The organism is Bradyrhizobium sp. CCBAU 11430 (genome assembly GCF_028128855.1).
Lineage (GTDB): Bacteria > Pseudomonadota > Alphaproteobacteria > Rhizobiales > Xanthobacteraceae > Bradyrhizobium > Bradyrhizobium ottawaense.
Genome location: NZ_LBJV01000066.1, coordinates 104,876 through 131,164 on the forward strand (window position 1 = coordinate 104,876; position 26,289 = coordinate 131,164).

Genomic DNA, 26,289 nt, shown 5'->3' on the forward strand with positions numbered 1-26,289 from the left:
GAGTCTTTCGACAAAAAAAGCCGGCGCTCATTGCGCCGGCTTTTTGATTGGTGAAGGCAGAACCCTCAGTTCAGCTTTTGCCGGACCTCGGTGATGCCCTTGGCGATCAGATCGTCGGCAACCGAGCCCTTGACCGACTGCGACAGGATCGTCGAGGCGGCCTGGACGGCGGCTTCCGCCGCTGCGGCACGGACATCGGCGAGCGCCTGGGCTTCGGCGAGCGCGATCTTGCTCTCCGCGGTCTTGGTCCGGCGGGCGACGAAGTCTTCCATCTTCGCCTTGGCCTCAGTCGCGATGCGCTCGGCTTCGCTCCTGGCGTTGGCGATGATGTCGGCGGCCTCGCGTTCGGCCGAGGCGGTGCGCGCCTTGTAGTCGGCGAGCACCTTGGCGGCTTCCTGCTTGAGACGCGTCGCGTCGTCGAGCTCGGCCTTGATGCGGTCGGCGCGATGGTCGAGCGCAACCATCGCTTTCTTGAAGACCCCGAGATAGCCGAACAGGACCATCAGGATCACGAAAGCGATGGCGACCCACGTTTCAGGATCGAAGAACATATCGACTAACCCTTCAAGGACGCATCAACGGCGGCATTGACCGACGCCGCGTCCGGAACCACGCCGGTGAGCTGCTGCACGATCTGGCCTGCCGCATCGGCGGCGATGCCGCGAACGTTGCTCATGGCGGTTGCGCGGGTCGAGGCGATGGTCTTCTCCGCCCCGGCGAGCTTGGCCGCCAATTGCTCTTCCAGCGTCTTGCGCTCGGCGTCCGCCTGCGCATTCGCCTTGTCGCGGGATTCGTTGCCGATCGCCTGCGCGCGCGAGCGTGCCGAAGCAAGCTCGTTCTCATAGGCCTTCAGCGCCGCGTCGGACTGGTCCTTCAGCTTCTGCGCTTCGGCGAGGTCGCCCTCGATCTTGTTCTGACGGGCCTCGATCGCACCGCCGACACGCGGCAGAGCAAGCTTGGACACGATCACGTAAAGCAGGACGAAGAAGATCGCGAGCGACACCAGCTGTGAAGCGTAGTTGCTGCTCTCGAACGGCGGAAAACCGCCACCGTGGTGACCACCGTCAGCCCCGGTGTGAGCGCCCGCCGCCGGACCTTTTGCGCCGCCATGACTTTCAGCCACGGAGTTCTCCTGTTGCTGTCACACGCGCCGTCCCAATGGGATGGAACGGCGCGAAAAACGTCGTCCTCAGAGCGGAACGAACAGCAGCAGCAGCGCGATCAGCAGCGAGAAAATGCCGAGCGCTTCGGTCACGGCGAAGCCGAAGATCAGGTTGCCGAACTGGCCCTGAGCGGCCGACGGGTTGCGAACGGCTGCGGCGAGGTAGTTGCCGAAGATCACGCCGACGCCGACGCCTGCGCCGCCCATGCCGATGCATGCGATGCCCGCGCCGATAAGTTTTGCTGCTGCCGGATCCATTTTAGACTCCTTGGAAGAAAGATTGGGTTGTGGGTGGAAATTCCCCGGACCGCTCAGTGTCCCGGATGAATGGCGTCGTTGAGGTAGATGCAGGTCAGGATCGCAAACACATAGGCTTGCAGGAACGCGACCAGAATCTCGAGCGCGTAGAGCGCGACCGTGAGAGCCAGCGGCAGCACGCCGCCGACCCAGCCCAGCGCCCCGAGCGAGAAGCCGAGCATGGCGACGAAGCCCGCGAACACCTTCAGCGCGATGTGGCCGGCCAGCATGTTGGCGAACAGACGGACGCTGTGGGAGACCGGCCGCAGGAAGAACGACAGGACCTCGATGAACATCACCAGCGGCAGGATGTAGCCGGGGACGCCGTGGGGCACGAAGATAGAGAAGAATTTCAGGCCGTTCTTGGCGACGCCGTAGATCAGCACGGTGAAGAAGACCAGAAGCGCCAGCGCCGCGGTGACGATCAGATGGCTCGACACCGTGAAGGTGTAGGGGATGATGCCGACCAGGTTCGAGACGCAGATGAACATGAACAGCGAGAAGATCAGCGGGAAGAACTTCATGCCTTCCGCGCCGGCCGTCGAACGGATGGTCGAGGCGACGAATTCGTAGGAGATTTCGGCAACCGACTGCAGGCGCCCGGGAACCAGCTGCGTGCCGCTGGCGAGCATCAGGATCGAGATCACCGCCACCGCCACCAGCATGTAGAGCGACGAATTGGTGAAGGCGATCGTGTGATTGCCGATATGGCCCAGGGTGAAGAGAGGCTCGATGTTGAACTGGTGGATCGGGTCGATTTTCATCAGCGCGGCATCTCTTGGTCTGCCGGGCAATGCCGGCGGGTCTCGGTCTGCCGGCCGGGCCGGCCCGTACCGGCAAGGCCGGCACGATCATTCCTCTGGTGCGGATCGGCTAAGACCCACCGCGCCTGTCTTGACCCGCACCCGCCGTTCTCACCACATTCACCACGCCGGCGACGAAGCCCAGCAACAGGAACACGATAAATCCGAAAGGCGACGTCGACAGCAAGCGGTCGAAACCCCAGCCAATCCCCGCTCCGACGACGACCCCGGCGACCAACTCGGAGGATAACCGGAAACCAAGCGCCATCGCCGAAGCTCTGGCCGCTCTGTCTTCACCGTCACCTGCGGGTTGCTCGGTCTTGATTCGTTGGTCCCGGAGTTCGGACAACCGCTGATCAAGTTTTCCGAGCCGTTCGGAAAGCGCAGCTTCCTCGGACGATCTATCGCGATCCCCATTCTCGCCGTGTCCCGTGCCCTGTGTCATGCAACGAAGACCCGAAACGCCGCGGCTGAATGGAAATTGCGCCCGCCACCCTCAAAAGCCGCGCGGACCATACTGATGGCCCATAATCAAGTCAAGCCAAGTCACGATTGCGTCGCTTTCGGTTATGTAGCTGATTTGTTTGATGATATTGGCGCGCACGGCAGCGCTGCACACAGCGTGACGCCGCACCGCAGCAGCAGGCCTCAGGATCGGCGGATGCGGCCGCCCTTACGCCACGCTGCCGGGATCGAAGACGCCGCCGCGATCGTTGATGCGGGTGCGTGTTTTGGGCGGCGGATCGCCTCACCGGGGTGTAGAATTTGCGAGAGGGCCACCTGCACGTCGTGGCGGAGAGCGCGATGAGACCAGTGACGTCATCCACAACATCATGGCTTGCGCTGGCGGCGTTCGCCGCCGCGATGGCGATCGGCGGCGACCTCGAGGCCGCGCAATCCACGCCCGACAGCGAGAACGGCCGCTACAGCATGGCGCCGATCCCCGAGGGCGTGTTGCGGCTCGACACGCGCACCGGCACGGTATCGACCTGCACCAAGAACGGCATCGGCTGGGCCTGCTACGCGGTGCCCGACGAACGGACCGCGCTCGACGCCGAGATCGGCCGACTCCAGGCCGAGGTCGAGAGGCTGAAGGGACAGCTCGCGGCCGGGCCGACGGTGTCCGGCAAGATCGACGAGGCGCTGCCGAAATCCGACCCGCTGAAGAAAGCGGAGCCCAAGGGCGCCGAGGGCGAGCGCAAGATCGAGATCCCGCTGCCGAGCGATCAGGACGTCGACCGCGTGATGTCGTTTCTGGAAAGGGCCTGGCGGCGGCTGATCGACATGGCCAACCGCGTCCAGAAGGACGTGTCGGGGAAGATTTGAGGACCCCTTCGCGCCATCCATGCGTTGAGGTGCCGTAGGTGGGCAAAGGCGTTCTTACGCCGTGCCCATCATGTTTCCACGATGCTGAGAAAGGACGTGGGCACGTCGCTTCGCGCCTTTGCCCACCCTACGGCAGTGTTCGATCAATCGAGATATTTGATGACATCAGCCAGATCCATCACGCGCTCGGCGCCATCGTCGGTGCAAGCCACCACCATCGCATCGTCATTGCTGACCGTGCAGACATCGGGCCACGGCTTCACCGATCTGACCAGCGAGGCTGCAAAATTCATCGCCGAGGTTCACGCGCGCGACGGCGCGCTGACGCTGTTCATCCGCCATACCTCGGCCTCGCTGACGATCCAGGAGAATGCCGATCCGTCCGTGCTCGTCGATCTCACCACGGCATTATCCCGGCTCGCGCCGGAGAATGCCGGGTGGACCCACGACACCGAAGGACCCGACGACATGCCGGCACATATCAAGACGATGCTGACCGGGGCCTCGCTTCAGGTTCCGGTCCTGAACGGCCGGCTTGCCCTCGGCACCTGGCAGGCGATCTACTTGATCGAGCACCGCAAGCGCCCGCACCGGCGCGAGGTGGTGCTGCAATTCGTCGGCAGCAATCAGTAAAGCAATTTTAGCGCTCAAAACAAAACCGGCCGCGGATCGCTCCGCGGCCGGTTCGTTGTGCTTATCGCTGCTTTCGATCAGGTCGCCTTGATGTCGACGTCCTTGGTCTCGGGCAGGAAGAAGAAGCCGATCACGACGGTAATCGAGGCGAAGATGATCGGATACCAGAGGCCGGCATAGATGTCGCCCGTCGAGGCCACGATGGCAAAGGCGGTCGCCGGCAGCAGGCCGCCGAACCAGCCGTTGCCGATGTGGTAGGGCAGCGACATCGAGGTGTAGCGGATGCGGGTCGGGAACAGTTCGACCAGCATCGCCGCGATCGGGCCGTACACCATGGTGACGTAGACCACGAGCACGAACAGCAGGCCGATGATCGCCGCCACCTGCGGACGGAAGATGTCGAACGGATGCGCCATCTTCACGATTCCGGCGTCGCCGCCCTTCGGATAACCGGCCGCCTGCACCGCGGCGAGCACCGCCGGGTTGCCGTCCTTGGCGTTGGCGTAGGCGATGTCCTTGCCGTTGACCACCACCTTCACGCCCGAGCCGGCTGCGCCCGGCGTGGTCGTGTACCTGACCGACGACTGCGACAGATAAGCGCGTGCGGTGTCGCAAGGTGCGGTGAAGACACGGGTGCCGACCGGGTTGAACAGGTCGCCGCAACCCGCGGGATCCGCCACCACGTCGACCTTGACCGATTCGATCGCCTTTTCCAGTGCCGGGTTGGCATTGGTGGTGATCATCTTGAAGATCGGGAAGAAGGTCAGCGCCGCGATCAGGCAGCCGCCGAGGATGATCGGCTTGCGGCCGATCTTGTCGGACAGCATGCCGAACACGATGAAGAAGCCGGTGCCGAGCAGCAGCGACCAGGCGATCAGCAGGTTGGCGGTGTAACCGTCGACCTTCAGGATCGATTGCAGGAAGAACAGCGCGTAGAACTGGCCGGTGTACCAGACGACGCCCTGGCCCATCACGCCGCCGAGCAGCGCGAGCAGCACGAGCTTGCCGTTCTGCCAGTTGCCGAAGGCTTCGGTCAGCGGCGCCTTCGAGCTCTTGCCCTCGTCCTTCATCTTCTGGAAGATCGGGGATTCATTGAGGCGAAGCCGGATCCAGACCGAGATGCCGAGCAGCAGCACCGAGACCAGGAACGGGATGCGCCAGCCCCACGCCGCGAAGTCGGTCTCGCCGAGGGCGCTACGGGTGAACAGGATCACCAGCAGCGACAGGAACAGGCCGAGCGTCGCGGTGGTTTGAATGAAGGAGGTGTAGTAGCCGCGCTTGCCGTTCGGAGCATGTTCCGCGACGTAGGTCGCCGCGCCGCCATACTCACCGCCGAGCGCCAGGCCCTGGGCGAGGCGCAGCGCGATCAGGATGATCGGAGCCGCGATGCCGATGGTGGCCGCGTTCGGCAGCAGGCCGACGATGAAGGTCGACAGACCCATGATCAGGATGGTGACGAGGAAGGTGTATTTGCGGCCGACGATGTCGCCGATGCGGCCGAACACGATCGCGCCGAACGGACGCACCAGGAAGCCGGCTGCGAACGCCAGCAGCGCGAAGATGTCGCGGGTTGCCGGCGGATAGGCCGAGAAGAACTGCGCGCCGATGATGCCGGCCAGCGAACCGTAGAGGTAGAAATCGTACCACTCGAAGACGGTACCGAGCGAGGAGGCGAGAATGACGAACCGTTCGTCCTTCGTCATCCCTCCCGCGCCTGCTTGAGATACGGCCATTGTCGACATGTTGAGTCGCTCCCCGAATTGCGTTTCCTCGCGCCCCAGACGTCCGGACATGCCGGATCAACCCAGGTCTTGCCCGCAAGGTAACATCGGCGTGAAACCCGCCCCAATACGACTTTCGGCCTTGCGCACTGACGCGTAGCTGACGGCCGGTATCGGGCACCGGCGCGCCGCCACGTAGGCTTCCGGATTAACCCCTTTGCAGCAAAGGGATAATGTGCACTTGCATGCCACGGCCGCTCGGGGAAGAATTGACATACCCGGGATTGGTCCGCCGGCCCGCGAACGACAGCAAGAGAACGATGAACGCTCCCTCGACCCATCTCGTCATCGCCGATGACCATCCTCTTTTCCGCGACGCGCTGCGACAGGCGGTGGCCGGCGTCCTGACCTCGGCCAGGATCGACGAGGCCGGATCGTTCGAGGATCTGACCAAGCTCCTGGAACAGACCTCGGATGTCGACCTGATCCTGCTCGACCTCTCGATGCCCGGGATCTCAGGCTTTTCCGGCCTGATCTATCTGCGCGCGCAATATCCGGCGATCCCGGTGGTGATCGTCTCGGCGTCCGACGACAGCGCCACGATCCGCCGTTCGCTCGATTTCGGCGCCTCCGGCTTCATTCCCAAGCGATTCGGCGTCGAGACCCTGCGCGACGCCATCCTCAAGGTGATGGAGGGCGACGTCTGGGTTCCCGCCGATACCGATTTGTCGGCTGCGGCGGATCCCGACATGACGCGCCTGCGCGACCGCCTGGTGACCCTGACGCCGCAGCAGGTCCGGGTCCTGATGATGCTGTCGGAGGGCCTGCTCAACAAGCAGATCGCCTATGAGCTCGGGGTCTCCGAGGCCACCATCAAGGCACATGTCTCGGCGATCCTGCAAAAGCTCGGCGTCGAGAGCCGCACCCAGGCGGTGATCGCGGCCGCCAAGATCGCCGGCGGCCAGTGGAAGCAGGGCACGCCGACGGGGTGAGCGCCAAGCTATCAAACCCGTCATCCCGAGGCGCCCCATGGAGCGCGTTGCGTCCCATGCCTCGCACCTCATCAGGATGGCGGGGTTGATAACCTCCGCAGCAGTTCGTTGCCGATCCTGATGTCCTCCGTTTCGGCACCTTCAGCAAAGCCCTTCAGAACCGATTGAAGCAACCGTTTTGCTTCGTCACGCCGGCCGCGTTCGGCAATTAGCCGGGCGAGGTCGATCGCGGCCCGCAGCTCCCAGGCTTTCGCGCCCTTGCCGCGGCTGAGCTCCAGCGACTGCACCAGGCAGGCCTCCGCGCCCTCGACCTGCGGTTCCGGCAGGTACGATAGGACCTTGCCTTTCATGCGCAACAGCTCGGGCATGTAGAGGTGATCGCCACTCTGCGCGACGAGGCGGATGGCGTCGTCGATCAGCTGTGCGCTCTGCTCGATCTGGCCGAGCGCCAACAATCCCTGAACCAGCGCGATGTTGAACGTCGTGGTCAGCAGCTCGTAGCCGGCATCGTGGAGCTCGCGCAGGCAAGTCCTGATCGTCTCGACGCCATCGGCCGCATCGCCGCGCCGGATCGCCAGCTCGCCTTTGACGCCGCGGCCGACGGCGAGATAAGGCCCCATCGAGCGCGACGTCGCATGCGCGATGAAGCGGTCGATATTCGCGTCCGCACCGTCGAGGTCTCCGCTCCACAGATCAATCGCGACCGTCCAGATCAGCGCAATGCAGAGCGTGATCGGGTGATCCATCTGCGCGGCCTCGGTGACCGTCTGCCGCGCCAGCTGCAGCGCATCCGCGGGCCGGCCCTGCAACCAGAGCTCGCGAGCCAGCGTGATGCCGGCCCGGTTGCGATGATCGAAGCCGTGGACGGTGCTGATTCGCTCCGTGCCCGGTCCCCGCCAGGCGACCTCCAGCATCTCGCGCGCGTCGCGATGCTCGCCTGCCAGATGCAAGGAGACGCCGAGGAGGGAATGGGCGAGGGCGATCGAGGCGGGATCGCCCAGCGACCTCGCGACCGCGAGGCTCTGCTGCGCATAGCCGAGCGCGGCGTCGAACTCTCCCATCCGCTCGTGAAAGATATGCATCCGGCCGAGCAGCTGGAGCTGGTTGATGTCGTCGCCGCGCGCCTGCGCGATCGCAAGGCTCCGGCTCAGGGCGCTGCGCGCCGCTTCGCTGCCGCCGCGGGTGAACATCAGGGTCAGTCCGAGGGCGGCCTGGATGTGCATTTCCTCGGCGCTGCCGCGCGAGGAGGGGTCCATCGCCAGCAGCGCCCGTTCCGACCAGCGCCGGCATTCGATCAACAGGGACATCGCCAGGAAGATCGGCGCCGCGGCGGCGGTGAGCGCAATGCCGATGCCGAGATCACCGCCCGCCCCGAAGCACCAGTCGAGCGCGGCGCGCACATTGTGAAGTGCGGAGAAGTGAGCAGCTCGTTCGTCCGCGCTCGGCACGGCGGCCCATGTCATGCCGGCCTGTTCCAGCCATCGCCGGTAGTAAGTCGCGTGGCGCGCGGCGAGAGCCGCGCCGTCGGGCTCGATCTCGAGCAGATAGGCGCGCGTCGTGTCGAGCAGGCGGTAGCGCATCATGGCGCCGATGGGGCGCGGCGCGACCATCGATTTGGCCACGAGACTGTCGACGGCGTCGAACAGGCGGGCCTGGTCGACGCGCTCGTCCGGCACGACCTCGAGCGCCGCGTCGATGGTGAAATGCCCGGCGAAGACCGCAAGCCTGCGCAGCACGAGGCGTTCGAGATCCGACAGCAGTCCGTAGCTCCAGTCGAGCGTGGCCTGCAATGTCTTCTGCCGGGGCGGCGCCGTTCGCTGGCCCTGCCAGAGCAGATTGAGGCGCTCGTCGAGCAGTGCGGCCGTCTGCTCCAGGCCGTAGGCTTCGACCCGGCCGGCGGCGAGTTCGATCGCCAGCGCCATGCCGTCGAGCTTGCGGCAGATCCTCGCGATGATCGCGGCATTGGCGTCGTCGAGACTGATCTGCGCGCCGCTGGCCGTGGCACGTTCGAGGAACAGTTGCAGCGCCGGATAGGTCTGCGCTGCGGCGACCGTCAGTCCGGAGCCGTCGGGCGGAACGGCAAGCGGCGCCAATCGATAGACCTGCTCGCCCTCGACGCGCAGGGCCTCGCGGCTGGTCGCGAGGATATGGACATGTGGCGCCGCCTGGAAGATGTCCGCCGCCAGCGGTGCGGCCGTCGCGATGACGTGCTCGCAATTGTCGAGAACCAGCAGCATCCGCTTGTCCCTGACATGCGCGAGCAGCGCGGGCAGGGGATCGTCGGTCTCGGCCGGCAAGCCCAGCATCAGCAGGATCGAGGTGATCACGAGATCGGGATCGCTGAGCGCGGCGAGATCAACAAAGTGCGCGGCATCGGAGAAGGTCTCGAGCAGGTCGTGAGCGATCGCCACTGCGACCGCCGTCTTGCCGACGCCGCCCGGGCCGGCGATCGTCACAAAGCGCGAGGCGATGAGCCTGTCGGAGACGGCGGCGATCTCATCGTCGCGCCCGACCATCCGCTGTAACCGGTTCGGCAGTTTCACCGGCGGCAATTCCAGCCGCGGCGCGGGGCGCTGGGTTGCCGCAATGCCTGTTTGCGAAATCGGCGCTGCGAGTTGCGAAATCGGCGCCACGAAGCAATAGCCGCGGCCGGACAGCGTCGTGATGTAGCGGGCGCCGTCCTTGCCGTCGCCGAGCGCCTTGCGCAGTGCTGCGACGTGAAAGCGCAGATTGGCCTCCTCGACGGTGATGCCGGGCCACACCAGCGCCATCAGGTCCCATTTGCCGATGACCTGGTTCGGCCGCGACATCAGCGCCATCAGCGTGTCGAACGCTTTCGCGCCGAGCGGCAACGCGACGCCGTCGCGCATCACGAGCCGTTCATGTGGCGTCACGGAGAATGGCCCGAACGATAAAGTTCCCGTTGCGGTGCCGGCCGGCTCTGTCATGGCAAATCTCGGGTCCCTTCGACAGGCCCCGATAGCCAGATGATCGCGATCCGGCAAGGCCGTCGCTGCATCGGCATCAGACCGCGGATGCAGGCCTTGTTAAGCGCGCGAGGTCTGGCCTCACAACTTCTCACAACTCCCAACGGGTGTCCTGCACCAGCCACTGCTAGTCAGTTGCGCAACGGAAAGGACAGCTTCATGACGCAGGCGGCAAAAACACTCTACACGGCCAAGACCCACACCAGCGGCGGCCGAGGCGACGGCATATCGCGCAGCTCCGACGGCCGCCTCGACGTCAAGCTGTCGCCGCCGGGCGCCGCAGGCATCGGCACCAATCCCGAGCAATTGTTCGCCGCCGGCTGGTCGGCCTGCTTCGAAGGCGCGATGGAGATCGCGGCGCGCCAGCGGAAGATCGAGCTTCCCAGGAAATGCGCGATCGATGCCGAAATCGATCTCGTGCTCGACGAGGGCGCCTATTCGCTGCGGGCGCGGCTCAATGTCAGCCTGCCGGGCCTCGACCCCGAGATCGCGCGCGGCATCATCGATGATGCGCATCGGACCTGCCCCTATTCCAAGGCCGTTCGCGGCAACATCGACGTCACGGTCGCGCAGATCTGACGCGCCATCACCAACCATCAAGAAAGGTAGCTCCACCATGAAGCAGATCATCGACCAGCATCGCCGCCAGTTCTTTGGCGTCGCCGCCGGAACCGTCGCCGTCGGTCTTGGCGTAATCGACCTCGCGCGCGCCGAGACCGAAGCGCCGAAATCGTCCGCATCGACTGCGTCCTTCGGCACGATGAAGCAGATCGATGCCGGCGTCCTCAATGTCGGCTATGCCGAGGCGGGTCCTTCGAACGGTCCCGTGGCGATCCTGCTGCACGGCTGGCCCTACGACATTCACGCCTTCGTCGACGTCGCGCCGATCCTGGCCAAGGCCGGCTATCGCGTGATCATCCCTCACTTGCGCGGCTACGGCACGACGCATTTCCTTTCCAGCGAGACGCCGCGCAACGGCGAGCCTGCCGCGATGGCGGCCGATGTCATCGCGCTGATGGACAAGCTCGATATCAAGAAGGCGGTCGTCGCCGGCTTCGATTGGGGCGCGCGCACCGCCGACATCATCGCCGCGCTGTGGCCGGAGCGCTGCCGCGCGCTGGTGTCGGTCAGCGGCTATCTGATCTCGAGCCAGGCCGCCGGCAACGCGCCGTTGCCGCCGTCTGCCGAGCTGCAATGGTGGTACCAGTTCTATTTCGCCACCGAGCGCGGCCGTGCCGGATACGAGAAGTACACGCATGATTTCGCCAAGCTGATCTGGAAGCTCGCCTCACCGCAATGGAAGTTCGACGACGCCACCTTCAATCGAAGTGCGGCGGCGCTGGACAACAAGGATCATGTCGCGATCACGATCCATAACTACCGCTGGCGGCTCGGGCTCGCCCAGGGCGAAGCGAAATACGAGCATCTCGAAAAGAAGCTGGCGGCGGCTCCCGTCATCGACGTGCCGACGATCACGATGGAGGGCGACGCCAACGGCGCGCCGCATCCCGACCCGAGCGCCTATGCCAGGAAGTTCTCGGGTCGATACGAGTTTCGCCTGATCACCGGCGGCATCGGCCACAATTTGCCGCAAGAAGCACCGCAAGCCTTCGCCAAGGCCGTCATCGACGCCGACGGCGCCTGAGCATCTACGACACCTCGGTCCAGCCATGGGCCGGACCGAGGATCGCCCATTGAACCCAGCTTGATGAATGGTCATGACGCCAGCCGAACCTGAAAAGAACAAATCTCCCTACGCCACGATGATCGTGCTCGCCGTGGTCCTGCTCGTCATGCTCCTGACCTGCGTGCCGTATCTCGTCACGATCGCTTCGGCGGAGGGGCCGGCGGCACGCGGCACGGCCGACGCCTCGCCGATCTTCGGCGTCACGATTCCGCCGGACTACAAGCAGTGGGAGCTGATCGCGCCGGCCGAAGAGGCCGCGCCGCTCGACGAGCTCCGCGCTGTCGTCGGCAACCGGATCGCAATCGACGCGTATCAGGCCGGCAAGCTGCCGTTCCCCGACGGCACCATTCTGGTCAAGCGCGCCTGGAAACGCAAACAGTCACCTGAGTTTGCGTCCGCGACCATCCCCGGCGCCGCCACCACGGTCCAGGTGATGGTCAAGGATTCCAAAAAATACGCCGCGACGGGCGGCTGGGGTTTTGGCCGTTTCATCAACGGCAAGCCGGTCGACGAGGCCCAGCACCGCACCTGCTGGGGCTGTCACGAAGCCCGCGCGGGCAGCCGCGACTACGTCTTCACACGGCTTGCGCCCTGAAGCGGACCTCGGCCGGCAATCATTCCGCCGCCATCGCAAGGCGCACATCTGCGCGATCCTGCAAAAGCCCGGCATCGAGAGCCGGACGCAAGACGCGATGGTTGCCACTAGGACAGGCAGGGCTTACCGACGGGCTGAGGCGCTTCCTCGCTAACTCGCGGATGTCCGGTCTTGAGGCAGAGCGAAGTCATTCGGCTCGTTCAGAACATTGCCGGTTTTGACCCATTGCGGACGTTCAAGCGATGCCGCTCAATGACCGAGCGACAGAGGGCCTTGACCACCGAGTTTGCTTATCGCAGCCCGAGGCTGCCGCTGGCTATCAAGTCACTCTCGGTCAATAAAAACGACCGAAGGCTCGACCTCGATGAGGAACGCCTCATTCGCGAGGCTCGACACCCCGATCCAAGTTGCGCAAGGCGGATTCTCGCCGAAGGCCGCCTTGAGAGCTCCGGTGATGGCGCTGCTCTCATGCATATGACTTTGCCTGATATAGAGCCGAAGTGCACCGACGTCGCATAGTTTTGCACCGACGGACGCCAGGGCGGCCGCAAGATTCTCCAGACTTTTCTCGAGTTGGAGCCGAATATCACCGGCACCAACGACGTTTCGATCTGCGTCCCAAGCCACTTGGCCAGACACATGGACGGCGTCGCCGAGGCGCGTTGGGACGATTGCTACCTGCGCAAAGCCGTAGTGCCGGCTGTCAAAGAGTCCAGTGGGAGCATGTACCGTTCGGCTCATTGCGAGACCTTGGTTATGCCGACGATCGGCGGTGATACTACGAGGATAATACTCATGATTCCGGCAAGCCGCACTTCCGGTTATGAAGTTGGACAATATCCGCGTTTTGCGCTGCTGGAAGAGATCAGCGGACATCAAGTGCGTTCTTCAATGCATGATTTTGCGGGCGACGTGCCCGGGTCACCCCAAGGGCTTGGGTGATCGTCAGGCAAAACAGCAACGGCTGGGTCAATCGGCTTGATCGAAAATATTCGTATTTACAGAAATTCGGCTTTGTCGTAGGTATTGCTCACCCTGATCCGGCGAAAAGGGGCGGTCGTACGTCGTCACGAGCCGCGGATCGGGCTGCGGTGGACGCATTGGCGCCGTCGCGGATGTGAGACGCGGGGCGGGGTGATGGATTGAGCCGATCCCCGTGAGCTTCTCGCAAGCCGCGTTGTACGAACGGCGCTGTGTGCGTACGGCAAAACCGTGTGGTCCTGGCCGTCGTTGCTACGGTCAAGTCTTACGGAGGCGACATGGCGCCAACCGGCGCCATGCCGGCGAATTCCGTGAGGCGAGGGAGGCCAGAGGGAAAGTTCGGCTCCCGGGAGAGCACGGCATAAGCCGTCCGACCATCGCGCAGGGAAGGCCGTGTGTTCGGCGTCACCTGTATGCTGCTGTGCGGTTCTTCCTGCGTGTGCATTTCGCGCAGCGGACCGCGGGTGCCAGCCGGCACCCGGCCTTCCCTGCGCCCTTTTCTCCAGGAGGGCGTGACGAGAAGCGCAAACCTCGGGCGAAACGCGCCGCGAGAAGGCGAAGGCGTGTCTGCGAAACGAGATGCCGATTTGAGGACGACAACATTTCACCTTGCTCCGTCATTGCGAGGAGCGAAGCGACGAAGCAATCCAGAATCTTTCCACGGGAGGATTCTGGATTGCTTCGCTTGCGCTCGCAATGACGATGTGGAGGTCGCGGTGCACCCTTCCGTCACCGTACCCGGCTCAATGGCCAAGCCGTTGTCCCTGGAGGCGCTCTTCATGAGCGCGGGCGCTGGCAGTGCGTCTCACTCCGCCGCCACCATCTGCTGCGTGCGCCACTGGCCGAGGAGCGCGCGGAGCGAGGCCGGCTTGACCGGCTTGTTGAGCACTGCGACCTTCTCGTCGCGCGCAGCGACCTGCACGGCGGGGCTGCGGTCGGCGGTGATCAGGATCGCGGGAATGGCGTCGCCGAAGCGACGGCGGATGTCGCGGATGGCGGCGATGCCGTTGCCGCGGTCGAGATGATAGTCGACCAGGAGGCCGGTGACGCGCCGTCCCGCCGTCTCGATGGCGGCGATCGCGCCTTCGGGATCGGCGACCGCGATCACCTCGGCGTCCCAGGCCTTCAGCAGCGTGCGCATGCCGTCGAGGATCGCCGCGTCATTCTCGATACAGACGATCAGGGCACCCGAGATTGGCGTCCGCGCCAGCGGCGTCGCGCTGGTCACCGCGGCGGTGTGGGTGATCGCTTTCGCCGTCGGCACGGTCACGGAGAAGACCGAGCCGCCGCTTCTGTTGCCGTCGATGGCGATGCCGTGCTTGAGCACCCGCGCCAGCCGTTCGACGATCGACAGGCCGAGCCCCAGCCCGCGCGCGATCCGCGCGCCCTGCTCGAGGCGGTGGAATTCCTTGAAGATCTCGCCGCGCTTGACCGGCGGAATGCCGACCCCGGTGTCGTAGACGCAGATCTTGAGCGAAGGGCCTTGTCGGCGACAGCCGACCAGCACGCGGCCGCGCGGGGTGTATTTGATCGCATTCGAGATCAGGTTCTGCAGCAGGCGCCGCAGCAGGAGCCGGTCCGATTCGACCGGCAGCGAGCACGGCACGAAGGTGAGCTCCAGGCTCTTGGCGCGCGCGATCGGCGCGAACTCGATCTCCAGCGAGCGCATCAGATCGGCCATCTTGAAGCTCGAGATCGAGGTCGTCATCGCGCCGGCGTCCAGTCGCGAGATGTCCAGCAGCGCGCCGAGGATCTCTTCGATCGCCTGCAGGGATTCGTCGATGTTCTCGACCAGCCGCGTCTCCTCGCCGCTGTGCTGGCGCTCGACCAGGCTCGTGACATAGAGCCGCGCCGCGTTCAGCGGCTGGAGGATGTCGTGGCTGGCGGCGGCGAGGAAGCGTGTCTTGGAGATGCTGGCGTCTTCCGCGGCGCTCTTGGCCAGCGCCAGCTCGGAATTCAGCCGCGTCAGCTCCTCGGTGCGGTCGCGCACGCGCTTTTCCAGTGTCGCGTTGGCGCGCTCCAGTGCTTCCGCCGCCTCGAAGGTGGGTGTGACATCGGTGAAGGTGATGACGAAGCCGCCGCCGGGCATGCGGTTGGTAAGCACCTCGATCACCATGTGGCGTTCCGGCAGACGTTCGAGATATGGCTCGCTGTCGGTGGTGTAGGCGGCAAGGCGCCGCTCCAGCATGGCCTCGCGCTCGACCGGGTCGTCCGGATCGCTCACGCCGATGAATTCCAGGATCTCGCGCAGCGGCTCGCCGAACTGGACGATATGCGGGGGGACGTTGAGGAGATCGCCGAACTGCCGGTTGGAGCAGATCAGCTGCAGATCGGCATCGAACACGGCGATGCCCTGACGCACGTGGTTGAGCGCGGTCTGCAGGATCTCGCGGTTGAAATGCAGGGCTGCGTGCGAGTCGTCGAGCAGCTTGAGTGCGGCTTTGGCCGAGACCGTGCGCTTGCGCAGCAGCAGTGACATCACGAGGCGCGAGGAGGCCGCGCCGATCGAGGAGGCGATCAGGTGCTCGGCGTGCTGCAACAGCTCGAAATCGGCGGGCGCTCCAGCCTCCAGGCGAACGTTGCGCCGTGCGGAGAATGCCTCGAAGGAATGCCGGGCGCGGTCGGGTCCGAGATATTGCGCCACCGTGGTCTGGATGTCCTGCACGGTGACGGTGGTGCGCCAGCGGCGGAAACTAGGCGAGATCGGCGCAAGCGTATTGGGCACGAACAGATCGGCCTGCAGCAGCTCGATGGACGAGGGCCTTCGCGCCAGCGACAGCAGCACATAGGTCAGGATGTTGAGCGACAGCGACCAGATCACGCCGTGCATCAGGGGAGGCAGATCGGCGCCGAACAGCGCCTGCGGCCGCAGCGCCTCGATGCCGAACGGACCGTGCTGAAGCAGCAGGATGCCCGATGTCGAGGAATCCATGAAACTCGGAATGAACAGCGTGTAGAGCCACACCGCGAAGCCGACCAGCATGCCGCCGATGGCGCCGCGCGCGGTCGCGCGCCGCCACAGCAGCCCGCCGAAGAAGCTCGGCGCAAGCTGCGCGATGGCGGCAAAGGAGAGCAGGCCGATCGCCACGAGCTGGGTATTGCCGAGCGCGCGATAGTAGAAATAGGCCATCACCATGATGGCGAAGATCGCGAGCCGGCGCGAGCGCAGCAGGAAGTCGCTGAAATCCGCGCCGCCGGCGCGTCCTTCCGGCCGTCGTTGCAGCACCAGCGGCACCACGAGGTCGTTCGAGACCATGATGGAGAGTGCGACGCATTCGACGATCACCATCGCGGTCGCCGCCGACAGGCCGCCGACGAAAATGGCGACGCTGAGAAGCCCCGCACCGCCCTCCATCGGCAGCGCCAGCACGTACATGTCAGGGTCGGCCGCGCCGAACGGGAAGGTGACGAGGCCGGCGAGCGCGATCGGGATCACGAACAGATTGATGGCGACGAGATAGAGCGGGAACAGCCAGCGCGCGCGGCCGACCTCGGCATCCGAGGAGTTCTCGACCACGCTGACGTGGAACTGGCGCGGCAGCAGCATGATCGCGCAGAGCGACAGCAGCGTCATGGTGAGGAAGTTGCCGATCGACGGCGAATAGTTGATGGCGCGCACCGCCTCCGGCGTCTTCATGGCGCGCTCGATCAGTTCGTGCGGCGAGAACATCCAGAAGGTGACGAAGATGCCGGCGGCGAGGAAGGCGATCAGCTTGATGATGGATTCGGTCGCGACCGCCAGCATCAGGCCGTGCTGATGCTCGGTCGCGTCGGTCTGACGCGTCCCGAACAGCACCGCGAAGGCCGCCATCGCCAGCGTCACCATCAGCGCGACGTCGCCGACGATCGGGATGTGGGAGAAGGCCTGGTCTTCGCTCAGGATCGTTTCGAGCGAGGAGGCGACCGCCTTGAGCTGGAGCGCGATGTAGGGCACCGAGCCGATGATCGCGATCAGTGCCACGGTCGCCGCCACCGCCTGGCTCTTGCCGTAGCGCGCCCCGATGAAGTCGGCGATCGAGGTGATGTTGTGGGCTTTCGCCAGCTGGATCACGCGGCGCAACACGCCGGCCCCTAACCCGATCATCAGGATCGGGCCGACATAGATGGCGAGGAAGTCGGTCGAGGCGCGGGTGGCGAAGCCGACCGAGCCGAAGAAGGTCCAGGAGGTGCAGTAGATCGCCAGCGAGAGCGGATAGATCAGCCCGGAGGCACGGCCGCGCCCGGCCGGCGAGCGGCGGTCGCCATGGCTCGCCACCAGGAACAGGAAGCCGATATAGCCGAAGGCGGCGGCGATCACGCCCCAATCGTGCAGCATGGCGAGCGCGCTTCTCCCAGGGCGCTGGCCGCGCCCGAGCTCATTTTCGCTGCAAATCTATCGCGTTGGGCGGGGGGAGGCGACAGCGAAATGCTCGGAAGGGCGGGAACTGGGGTTGTCGTTAAGGTGCGCAGCTTGGGGTTTTCCGAGAGAATCCCCGTGTGGCACCCCCCCTCCCTGACCCTCCCCCACAAGGGGGGAGGGAACGGAGAGAGCCTTGCTCCTCGCGAAAAAGATGCGACTGGCGTTGCTCGACTTATTGGGCTGGATGACGTGAGGCGGGCACACCTGTCTCGCTCCCTCCCCCCTTGTGGGGGAGGGTTGGGGAGGGGGTAGCTCCGGGAAGGGTGGGAGGTGGGAGAGGCGAAACGCCTATTCCGCCGCCAGCGACTTCTCGCGCAGTGGCAGGCCGAGACGGTCCCACACCTGCAGCAGGGCTTCGGCGAGCTGATCGATCAGGCCGTCGTCGTGATAGGGCGAGGGCGTGATGCGCAGCCGCTCGCTGCCCTTGGCGACCGTCGGATAGTTGATCGGCTGGATGTAGATGCCGTGCTCCTCGAGCAGCAGGTCGGACGCCTGCTTGCACTTCTCGGGATCGCCGACGAACAGCGGCACGATGTGGGTGTCGCTCGACATCACCGGCAGGCCGGCGGCATTGAGGATCGCCTTGACGCGGGCGGCACGGTCCTGGTGGCGCTCGCGCTCCCAGTTCGAGGTTTTCAGATGCTTGATCGCGGCAGTCGCGGCCGAGCAGATCGCCGGCGGCAGCGCGGTGGTGAAGATGAAGCCCGGCGCATAGGAGCGCACGGCATCGATGATCTGGCCGTTGGCGGCGATGTAGCCGCCGAGGCAGCCGAACGCTTTCGCCAGCGTGCCTTCGAGGATGTCGATGCGATGCATGACGCCGTCACGCTCGGCGATGCCGCCGCCGCGCGGGCCGTACATGCCGACCGCGTGGACTTCGTCGACATAGGTCATCGCATCGTACTTCTCGGCGAGATCGCAGATCTTGGCGAGCGGGGCGACGTCGCCGTCCATGGAATAGAGGCTCTCGCAGACGATCAGCTTCGGCCGGTTCGGGCCGGCCGCTTTCAACAGCTCCTCGAGATGCGCAAGATCGTTGTGGCGGAACACGACCCGCTCGCAGCCGGACTGGCGGATGCCCTCGATCATCGAATTGTGGTTGAGCTCGTCCGACAGGATCAGGCAGTTCGGAATGAGTTTTGCGATGGTCGGGATGCCGGTCTGGTTCGAGACATAGCCCGAGGTGAACAGCAGCGCGGCTTCCTTGCCGTGGAGATCGGCGAGCTCGGCCTCGAGCTGGACCAGCGGATGATGCGTGCCGGCGATGTTGCGGGTGCCGCCGGCACCGGTGCCGACGCGCGTCGCGGTCTCGACCATGGCGCCGACCACTTTCGGGTGCTGGCCCATGCCGAGATAATCGTTGGAGCACCAGATCACGACGTCGCGCTTGCCCTTGGGCGAGTGCCAGACCGCGTGCGGGAATCGGCCGGCCGTGCGCTCCAGGTCGGCGAACACGCGGTAGCGCCGCTCGGAATGGAGACGATCGAGGGCGGAATCGAAGAACTGGTTGTAATCCATCGGCAAAACCTGCAACGGAACCCGGCCAAGGCGGCCGCTCATTTTTAGAGCTTTTCCAGCTCCAATGTCCATGCGCCCGCACACATTTGTGACGAGGCGCGCGGGTCCATTGATAGCGGCGTATCGCCGGCGATAGTTGATGTGGATCAAACGCCTAACGCTGGTCCGCCCGCGCGGGCCGAGGCTCCCGGGAAAGCCCGGGACCGTTGTCGCTGGCTTGGACATTTTGTCCATGGGGCGCGCGCCGTCTCATGATTGCTGAGCCGGTCGCGCCGATGTCGTAGCCTTTGCCTTGGCGAGGCGCGGATCGGCGCCCGGCAAGCGCATGCGAAAGGACGCCCCGATGAAGCGTGTCATGGTTCTGAACGGTCCCAACCTCAATATGCTCGGCATCCGCGAGCCGCACATCTACGGCACCACGACGCTCGCAGAGGTCAACGCGAGCTGCGAGGCGGCTGCCGCAACCCTCGGGCTCAAGCTCGCCTTCCACCAATCCAACCATGAAGGCGTGCTGGTCGACCTGATCCAGTCGGCGCGGCAGGACGCCGATGCAATCATCATCAATCCGGCCGGCTTTTCCTTCACCTCGGTCGCGATCATGGACGCGATCAAGACGTTCGAAGGGCCGGTGCTGGAAGTCCACATCTCCAACATCCTCGCCCGCGACGAATATCACCGCCACTCCAAGATCTCGTTCGTGGCGAGCGGGGTGATCTGCGGCCTGGGTCCGTTCGGCTACATCGCCGCGCTGCACGCGATCGCGAATATGAAGTGACATGCCGCCACAAGCCCGGGCATGACGAAGCGACTCACGTCGTCCTGAACTGCAGCACGCCGTCCTTCGTCTCCGCCGTCAGCCGGCCCTCGACGATCATGTAGTTGACGTGGGCGACGAGCTCTCCGGCGGCAAAGCCCATCTGGTGTTCGTCGAGCACATGCTTGTTGAACACGACGGGTACCAAGGCGCGCGAGGTCTGCGGCACCTCGCGGCAGGCTTCCGCGATCAGGCGGCAGCGCTCTTCATGGTGGTCGGCGAGCTGCTTGATCCGGGTCTTCAGCCCGTAGAACGGCACGCCATGGCCGGGCAGCACCAGGACGTCATAGGGCAGCGTCGTGGTGAGGCTGGCGAGCGAGGCCAGATATTCGCCGAGCGAGTTCTGGTCGGGCTCGACCGCCCAGACGCTGACATTGGGCGAGATCTTGCTCAGCACCTGGTCGGCGGAGAGGAACAGCTTGTCGTCGGCGCAATACAGCATCACCTGGTCGAGCGCGTGGCCGCCGCCGGTGATCACCTTGAAGCGGCGCGTGCCGATCACGACGTCGTCGCCATGGGAGATGCGGCGGTAGGAGGGCGGCAGCACCGAAACGCGCTTGAGATAATCCTGGCCGCGGCCGAGCAGCTTTTCGGTGAGCGACTCGTCCATGCCATGGCGACGGAAGAACAGCCGCTGCGCCTCCTGCCGCTCCGCGGTGCCGCGGTTCTGGTGATAGACCGATTGCAGATATTCGACCTGCGACATCACCAGCGGGCAGTTGAACCGCTCGACGACCCAGCCTGCGAGCCCGACATGGTCGGGGTGGGAGTGGGTGACGATCAGGCGCGTGATGTGGACGCCCTTCAGCGGCCCGTCGAACAGCTTGGTCCAGGCCTCGATCGTCTCCTCGTTGCCGAAGCCGGTATCCACCATCGCATAGCCGTCGCCGTCGGCGAGCAGGTAGATGTTCACGTGGTTGAGGCGGAACGGCAATTTCAGCCGCGCCCACAGCACGCCGGGCCTGACCTCGACGATCTCGTCGTGGCCAGGGTGCTGCTCCCAGGGGTAGCGCAGGGCTTCGGCTGAGGACTGTGCGGTGTCGGTTTTCGCGTTCATGCTACCGGCTTAAACCCAGCGCGCGCGGGGCGCCAGCCGAAAAAGGCTGGCCCGTGGTCTCCGCATGGCGGTCATACCGGGCGTGTTTTTCCGTAGCCCGGACGAAGCGCCGTCCGGGCTACGGGCCGGCGCTGTTACGCCGCCCGCATGTTGTTGAGGAACGCGTCGATCTCTCCGCGCAGCATGTCGGCTTCGCGGCGGAGCGCGTCGGAGGCGCCCAGCACTTCGTTTGCCGCGGCGCCGGCTTCGGCGGAAGCCGTGGAGACGCCGACGATGTTGCTGGAGACCTCGCTGGTGCCGCCGGCCGCATGCTGGATGTTGCGCGCGATCTCGCGGGTGGCGGCGCCCTGCTCCTCGACCGCGGCTGCGATCGTCGTGGTCACGTTGTCGATCTCGCCGATGATCCGGCCGATGCCCTGGATGGCGCCGACCGCCGAGGTCGTGATCTCCTGCATGCTGGCGATCTGGGTGCGGATTTCCTCCGTGGCCTTGGCGGTCTGGCTCGCGAGGCTCTTCACCTCGGAGGCAACCACCGCAAAGCCGCGGCCGGCCTCGCCCGCACGCGCCGCCTCGATGGTGGCGTTGAGCGCGAGCAGATTGGTCTGCGAGGCGATGGTCTGGATCAGGTCGACCACGACGCTGATGCGGCTCGCGCTGTCGGCGAGGCTCTGCACCGTGGTGTCGGTGGCGCCGGCCTCGTCGACCGCCTTCTTGGCGATCGCGGCGGAGGTCACGACCTGCTTGCTGATCTCCTCGATCGAGGACGACAGCTGCTCGGTGCCTGACGACACGGTCTGCACGTTGACCGAGGTCTCCTCGGCGGCGGAGGCGACCGCGTTGACCAGCGCGTTGGACTGGTCGGCGGTGGTCGACATGCTCTGCGCGGTCGATTGCATCGAATTGGCCGACTGCGCCAGATTGTCGAGCGCGGAGCGCACCGTGCTTTCGAATTCGGCGATCTTGGCTTCCATGCGCGCGGCCCGCTCGGCCTTGGCGATCCGGTCCTTGTCCTGCTCGCCGGCGAGCGCCCGGGCTTCGATCATGCTGTCGCGGAACACGGTCAGCGTTTCCTTCATCACGCCGATCTCGTCGTTCTGCCGGGAGCGGACGATCTCGGTGTCGAGGTCGCCGGCCGACAGCAGCTGCATGGCGCGCTGAAGCTCGCGGATGCGGCGCAGGATGTTGCGGCCGACATAGAGCCAGACGAACAGCGCCGAGCCGACCAGCATCAAGGCCCCAAGCGCCAGCATCACGGTCGTCGCGAGCGAGGTCTCCTGCTGCGCCTGCGAGGTCGAGGCGTTGGTCTCTTTCTGCACGCCGTCGACGAGCTGCTGCACGCTGATGCCGAGGCCGACATTGAGCTTGCGGGTCTCGTCGAGGATGGTCTGGCCGTAGTCGACGGAGTCGAGCTCCTTCTCACGCAGGTTGAACACGCCGGTCTTGCCGGTGCCGAGCGCCAGCAGCTTCTCCGCCGTTTCGCGCAGCATCTTGTTGCCCTGATTGTCCGGCAACAGATCGAGGTTGGACCGCAGGCGTCCCTGCGCCGTCTTGAATTCCTTCTGGATGTCGTCGAGCTTGTCGCTGGTGTTCGCCGACAGCGCCGCACTCATGTCGGCGGCTGCGAGATTGCCGCTGGCGACGACGTTGCCGAGCTGGCCGACGGTCTGCGCGGCATCGCTGGCATCCGCGGCAGACAGGTCGGCCGAGCCGAGAATGGCGTTGACCCGGGTCTGCGCGTCGAGCATCGCCGGGCTGGCCGCGCCGACGAAGGCGCCCTGGGCGCTGCGCAGCGCGTCATATTGCTTGTCATGGAGGGCGGCGATATCGAGCCGCTCGCGCGCGGCCTTGGCGAGGCTCTGGGCCGCCTCGTTGATGCTCTTCATCGTCTCGCTGAGTCCGGAGACGACGGCCTTGTCGCCGCCGAGCTGGATGATCTCGTTGAGCTTCTGCTGTGTTTGCTCCTGCAGCTCCTTGAGCTTCTTGGTGCGCTCGTTCAGCGCTTCCTCGCTTTGTGCCGCGAGCAGGGCAGGTCCCTGTGCCGCAAGGCTCGCGCTCAATGCCGACAATTGCAGGCTGGCAGCAAGGCGCGGAATGTCCCGCCCGCTCAGTTCGGTCATGCGTCCGCCGAGATTCTGCAGCGCCAGGCCGGCGCCGGCCGCGATCACGAGGCCCATGCCGGCGATCACTGCGAAGGCGGCGAACAGGCTGCCGCGTACGCCCCAGGTCGGCATTTTGAAACGCGGCCGCATTCGGCCAAGTGGGCCGCCAAGTGAGCCGCCAAGGCTGAAACGGATCGCCATCGAAATTCCCCCAACGTTCTTGCTTCTGTTTGCGGCCGGCAGTATCCGCACGGCGGGTTAAAAATTCGCAATCTCCGCAAACGGTTGCATGTGTTCCGCAGGGCGAAAAAAGAAGGGCCGGCGAAATCGCCGGCCCCCCGTCATGGTAAGGTTGTGGTAACCGATCAGTAGCGCGCGACGGCCGGGCTTGCCCAGTTGAAGCGGTAGTTGACGCCCGCCTTGATGGTGTGGTCGTCAGTGGTGAAGCTGCCGGTGCCCGCGAGCGGACCGCCGGTGAAGCTCGCCTCGCCGAAATTGTAGTACTGGTACTCGGCCTTGGCCGACCAGTTCGGGGCGAACATGTATTCGAGGCCGGCGCCGACCGTGTAGCCGTTGCGGTGATCGCCGGTGATGACGAACGCGGTCGGCACGCCGCCGACGGTCACCTTCTCGTTGTTGTCCGAATAGGCGTAGCCGCCCTTCACATAGACGAGGCCGGGGCCCCAGGTGTAGCCGACGCGGCCGGTGATCGAGCCGAGGCCACGCTGGTCGTTGGTGTAGGCGATGCCGCCCGGAAACACGGCGCCGACGCTGCCGGAGAGCCAGGAATACTGGCCCTCGACGCCGACCACGAAGTTCGGGTGGAACTGCCAGTCCCCACCGACCTGCACGCCGCCGAGGAAACGGCCGTTGCCGTTGTTGCCGGTGGAAAGGCCGTTGAAATTGTTGTCGCTGGAGAACGCGCCACCGACATGGCCGCCGATATAGAAGCCGGTCCAGTTGTAGATCGGCGCGGCATAGGCCGGCGCGGGCGACTTGTAATAGTTGCGGTTGCCGAGATCGGCACCGACGGCCGGTGCAGCAGCGCCCACCACGAGCAGCGCAACGGTCGCAAACAGAATCTTCTTCATCGTCTTGAACTCCGACACTTAAGGTCCCCGGCAGGCGCGCTTTCCGCGCCGCGTTGGTTTTGCAGATAGCTTCCTTTTGACGAAAATGCTGTCACATGCATGGCACAACGAGACCCAACCTAACTTATTGGGCTGCAAATGATTTTCGTGCTTAATGCCGGCTTAAGAAGTGGTGAAGGAAGGCTTAACTTCGCAGGGCTTCGGTAACCTCTGCGCGTCCTTCGTTAACCAAGACGCCGTCGCGCCTCATCGCGCATCTGCTCGCGGAACGCCGCGCGCTTTGCGGGGCGGTCCTCCTCGCGCACGTCATGTCGATCGAAGATGTCGAACTTCTCCAGGATGGGATAGCGCTCGCTCGCCATCGCAAGCACGCGCAGCACCTTGGTCACCGCCGGCGTCGGGCCGCTCACCTCCCAGCGTCGGATGGTGTCGCCGCCGCCTTTCTCCGGCAATCCGCAGAGCTTTGCCATGTCGGCCGCGGTGAGCTTCCGCTCGAGGGCATCGGAGAGGTCGGCGCGGAGTTGCTTCAGTTCGGGCCCGGTCATGTCGCCTCAATACGCGAAGTCGCTGAGGGCAATGCACTAGCGCTGATTCGGGTCCATCCGAAGGCGAGCATGATCCGTCCGAAGCGGAGGTGACCAACGCATTGCTTCGGCACATTCGCCAGCACACGGAGTTATGAACTTGTGCCTATGGACATCGTGCGATCAATGAACACATGGCACAAGGGCCCCAGCGATCGAGGGATCAGCCATGACAAGCATCAAACTCGCCATTGCCGCGCTCATCACGACCGGGCTACTGGCCGCGCCCTTTGCGGCCGAAGCGAAGAAGGCGCGGTCGAGCCGACACTACAGCACGGGCGTGGTGGCCCCGACCTATGGCGGCGCCGGAGCGCCGGCAGCGCAGCCGCGGGCGTCCTACGGCTCCTCCGGCCAGACGGTCGGAACGGTCACGGCACCGTCGGTCGGATCTTACAATTGGCCCTCGGTCGGCGTGACCAACTCGGCGCCCACCTGGAGCAACACCACGAGATAAGTGCGGCCGTGCGGGTTAGCGCGTGCCGGTCGCCAGACCCGAGAGAAGGTATAGCGCGACCAGCAATGTCGCTACCGACAGCATCGTCGTGACCGAGACCGTGGCCGCGACCAGTTTCTCCTCGACCTTGTGCTCGTGCGCCAGCACGTACACCGTCTTCGCCGTGGGCACGGCGGCGCATATCACGGCGGCGACGGTGTAGAGCGCGTTGAGGCCGGTGACCACACAAAGTCCGTAGACGATCAGCGGCATGATCACGAGCTTCACGAGCGCGAGCGCGAACGTTGCCTTCAGGTTGGAGCGCAGGCCCTCGACCGACAGGCCGAGCCCGATGGCGAACAGTGCGCAGGGCGTGAGCGCGGCGGCGATCATGTTGAGATAGGCCGCGACCGGCGCCGGAATCGGCAGGCCTGTGATCGCCCAGACGAGACCGCTAAGCGTCGACAGCACCATCGGATTGAGCAGGATCTGCTTCGCGAGGCCGGCGGGCTGCGCGGACGATCCGCGCGCGTCCCTCTCCAGCAGGATGACCGTGATCGGAAACATCACGGCCGCGACGAATACCGTCGCTACCGCAGCAGGCAGGACGGCGGGCTGGCCGTAGATCGCGTGCAGGATCGGCAGCGCCACGAAGCCGGTATTGGTCATCGCCGCCGCCATGCCTTGAATCGTGCTGCTGGCGAGATCATGCTTTGCGCCGGCGCGGACCACCAGGAAGACCAGCGCAAAGCAGACGAGGGAGCCGCCGCCGAACGCGAGCAGGAAACGCCATTCCAGCAGATTGCCCGCGGGCTCCTGCGCGATGGTGACGATCAATAGCGCAGGCATTGCCACGTTGTAGGCGAAATGCACCAGCGCGTCGGCGAGCGAGCGGGAGAGATAGCCGAGCTCGCCGGCCAGCCAGCCGGTGACGATGATCGCGAATACGGGAAGAACGAGGCTCGCGACTTCCATCCGGCTTCCCCCTTGCTGCCAATGGCCGCAACGAGAGGTTACCCCGGCAATGGAGTGTCGTCACTGCTTTGGTCGAGCCGTGGCCCTGGCTCAAGAGCTGCCTTCAGTCGAGACCGTCATGGCCGGGCGTGGCGC

23 protein-coding genes are annotated in these 26,289 nt (G+C 65.1%); 8 read left to right on the forward strand and 15 right to left on the reverse strand.

Annotated features, from left to right (window positions below):
• Window positions 1–65 precede the first annotated feature (65 nt).
• The 5 genes from XI04_RS25560 to XI04_RS25580 all read right to left on the reverse strand — a co-directional run bounded on the left by XI04_RS25560 (window position 66) and on the right by XI04_RS25580 (window position 2,707).
• Window positions 66–551: a F0F1 ATP synthase subunit B family protein gene (locus XI04_RS25560; protein WP_028139848.1), complete on the reverse strand. Its 486-nt coding sequence runs from the start codon at window positions 549–551 to the stop codon at window positions 66–68.
• 5 nt (window positions 552–556) lie between these two features.
• Window positions 557–1,123 carry a F0F1 ATP synthase subunit B gene (locus XI04_RS25565; protein WP_028139849.1) on the reverse strand — a complete coding sequence of 189 codons (567 nt, stop codon included), beginning with the start codon at window positions 1,121–1,123 and terminating at the stop codon, window positions 557–559.
• A 66-nt stretch (window positions 1,124–1,189) separates the two neighbouring features.
• Window positions 1,190–1,420, reverse strand: a complete 231-nt coding sequence (locus XI04_RS25570; RefSeq protein WP_007599451.1) for a F0F1 ATP synthase subunit C — start codon at window positions 1,418–1,420, stop codon at window positions 1,190–1,192.
• A 53-nt stretch (window positions 1,421–1,473) separates the two neighbouring features.
• Window positions 1,474–2,223 (reverse strand): F0F1 ATP synthase subunit A, encoded by a 750-nt coding sequence (locus XI04_RS25575; RefSeq protein WP_028139850.1) that lies wholly within the window; start codon window positions 2,221–2,223, stop codon window positions 1,474–1,476.
• Window positions 2,224–2,332: 109 nt separating this feature from the next.
• Window positions 2,333–2,707, reverse strand: a complete 375-nt coding sequence (locus XI04_RS25580) for an AtpZ/AtpI family protein (RefSeq protein WP_028139851.1) — start codon at window positions 2,705–2,707, stop codon at window positions 2,333–2,335.
• 359 nt (window positions 2,708–3,066) lie between these two features.
• Here XI04_RS25580 and XI04_RS25585 point away from each other — a divergent pair, with 359 nt between their 5' ends.
• Both XI04_RS25585 and XI04_RS25590 read left to right on the forward strand, forming a co-directional pair.
• Entirely contained in the window at window positions 3,067–3,588 is a 522-nt protein-coding gene (locus XI04_RS25585; protein ID WP_028139852.1) for a hypothetical protein, read from the forward strand.
• 159 nt (window positions 3,589–3,747) lie between these two features.
• The gene (locus XI04_RS25590) at window positions 3,748–4,221 is read left to right on the forward strand and encodes a secondary thiamine-phosphate synthase enzyme YjbQ (protein WP_271609206.1); all 474 of its coding nucleotides are present in this window, start codon (window positions 3,748–3,750) and stop codon (window positions 4,219–4,221) included.
• Window positions 4,222–4,298: 77 nt separating this feature from the next.
• Here XI04_RS25590 and XI04_RS25595 read toward each other — a convergent pair whose 3' ends face one another.
• Window positions 4,299–5,924: an MFS transporter gene (locus tag XI04_RS25595; protein ID WP_173015728.1), complete on the reverse strand. Its 1,626-nt coding sequence runs from the start codon at window positions 5,922–5,924 to the stop codon at window positions 4,299–4,301.
• Window positions 5,925–6,262: 338 nt separating this feature from the next.
• Between XI04_RS25595 and XI04_RS25600 the strand changes: the two genes are divergently transcribed.
• The gene (locus XI04_RS25600; RefSeq protein ID WP_018316334.1) at window positions 6,263–6,934 is read left to right on the forward strand and encodes a response regulator; all 672 of its coding nucleotides are present in this window, start codon (window positions 6,263–6,265) and stop codon (window positions 6,932–6,934) included.
• A 71-nt stretch (window positions 6,935–7,005) separates the two neighbouring features.
• Here XI04_RS25600 and XI04_RS25605 read toward each other — a convergent pair whose 3' ends face one another.
• Window positions 7,006–9,882 (reverse strand): ATP-binding protein, encoded by a 2,877-nt coding sequence (locus XI04_RS25605; RefSeq protein WP_271623796.1) that lies wholly within the window; start codon window positions 9,880–9,882, stop codon window positions 7,006–7,008.
• Window positions 9,883–10,080: 198 nt separating this feature from the next.
• Between XI04_RS25605 and XI04_RS25610 the strand changes: the two genes are divergently transcribed.
• From XI04_RS25610 to XI04_RS25620, 3 genes are all read left to right on the forward strand, one after another.
• Window positions 10,081–10,500, forward strand: a complete 420-nt coding sequence (locus tag XI04_RS25610) for an organic hydroperoxide resistance protein (RefSeq protein ID WP_212475005.1) — start codon at window positions 10,081–10,083, stop codon at window positions 10,498–10,500.
• Between the two features lie 37 nt (window positions 10,501–10,537).
• On the forward strand, window positions 10,538–11,566 hold the full coding sequence (locus XI04_RS25615; protein WP_038948591.1) for an alpha/beta fold hydrolase: 1,029 nt from the start codon (window positions 10,538–10,540) through the stop codon (window positions 11,564–11,566).
• Window positions 11,567–11,639: 73 nt separating this feature from the next.
• Window positions 11,640–12,203 (forward strand): cytochrome P460 family protein, encoded by a 564-nt coding sequence (locus XI04_RS25620; RefSeq protein ID WP_038948590.1) that lies wholly within the window; start codon window positions 11,640–11,642, stop codon window positions 12,201–12,203.
• 324 nt (window positions 12,204–12,527) lie between these two features.
• Here XI04_RS25620 and XI04_RS25625 read toward each other — a convergent pair whose 3' ends face one another.
• From XI04_RS25625 to hemA, 3 genes are all read right to left on the reverse strand, one after another.
• Window positions 12,528–13,079, reverse strand: a complete 552-nt coding sequence (locus XI04_RS25625) for a RidA family protein (RefSeq protein WP_244429123.1) — start codon at window positions 13,077–13,079, stop codon at window positions 12,528–12,530.
• 910 nt (window positions 13,080–13,989) lie between these two features.
• On the reverse strand, window positions 13,990–17,499 hold the full coding sequence (locus tag XI04_RS25630) for a PAS domain-containing hybrid sensor histidine kinase/response regulator (RefSeq protein ID WP_271609207.1): 3,510 nt from the start codon (window positions 17,497–17,499) through the stop codon (window positions 13,990–13,992).
• Between the two features lie 372 nt (window positions 17,500–17,871).
• A complete protein-coding gene (gene hemA / locus XI04_RS25635; RefSeq protein ID WP_271592950.1) occupies window positions 17,872–19,101 on the reverse strand; it encodes a 5-aminolevulinate synthase in 1,230 nt (409 codons plus the stop codon).
• 343 nt (window positions 19,102–19,444) lie between these two features.
• Between hemA and aroQ the strand changes: the two genes are divergently transcribed.
• On the forward strand, window positions 19,445–19,876 hold the full coding sequence (gene aroQ / locus XI04_RS25640) for a type II 3-dehydroquinate dehydratase (protein ID WP_028139862.1): 432 nt from the start codon (window positions 19,445–19,447) through the stop codon (window positions 19,874–19,876).
• A 34-nt stretch (window positions 19,877–19,910) separates the two neighbouring features.
• Here aroQ and XI04_RS25645 read toward each other — a convergent pair whose 3' ends face one another.
• The 4 genes from XI04_RS25645 to XI04_RS25660 form a co-directional block, all read right to left on the reverse strand.
• Window positions 19,911–20,972, reverse strand: a complete 1,062-nt coding sequence (locus XI04_RS25645) for an MBL fold metallo-hydrolase (protein ID WP_028139863.1) — start codon at window positions 20,970–20,972, stop codon at window positions 19,911–19,913.
• 134 nt (window positions 20,973–21,106) lie between these two features.
• Window positions 21,107–23,272 (reverse strand): methyl-accepting chemotaxis protein, encoded by a 2,166-nt coding sequence (locus XI04_RS25650; protein WP_028139864.1) that lies wholly within the window; start codon window positions 23,270–23,272, stop codon window positions 21,107–21,109.
• 164 nt (window positions 23,273–23,436) lie between these two features.
• Window positions 23,437–24,162: an outer membrane protein gene (locus XI04_RS25655; RefSeq protein ID WP_038971905.1), complete on the reverse strand. Its 726-nt coding sequence runs from the start codon at window positions 24,160–24,162 to the stop codon at window positions 23,437–23,439.
• A gap of 224 nt (window positions 24,163–24,386) precedes the next feature.
• Window positions 24,387–24,707, reverse strand: coding sequence for a hypothetical protein (locus tag XI04_RS25660; RefSeq protein ID WP_028139866.1), 321 nt, complete (start codon window positions 24,705–24,707; stop codon window positions 24,387–24,389).
• 208 nt (window positions 24,708–24,915) lie between these two features.
• Between XI04_RS25660 and XI04_RS25665 the strand changes: the two genes are divergently transcribed.
• Entirely contained in the window at window positions 24,916–25,200 is a 285-nt protein-coding gene (locus XI04_RS25665) for a hypothetical protein (protein WP_028139867.1), read from the forward strand.
• 15 nt (window positions 25,201–25,215) lie between these two features.
• Here the strand turns inward: XI04_RS25665 and XI04_RS25670 are convergent, their stop codons facing one another.
• The gene (locus XI04_RS25670; protein ID WP_271609208.1) at window positions 25,216–26,154 is read right to left on the reverse strand and encodes an AEC family transporter; all 939 of its coding nucleotides are present in this window, start codon (window positions 26,152–26,154) and stop codon (window positions 25,216–25,218) included.
• Window positions 26,155–26,289 lie beyond the last annotated feature (135 nt).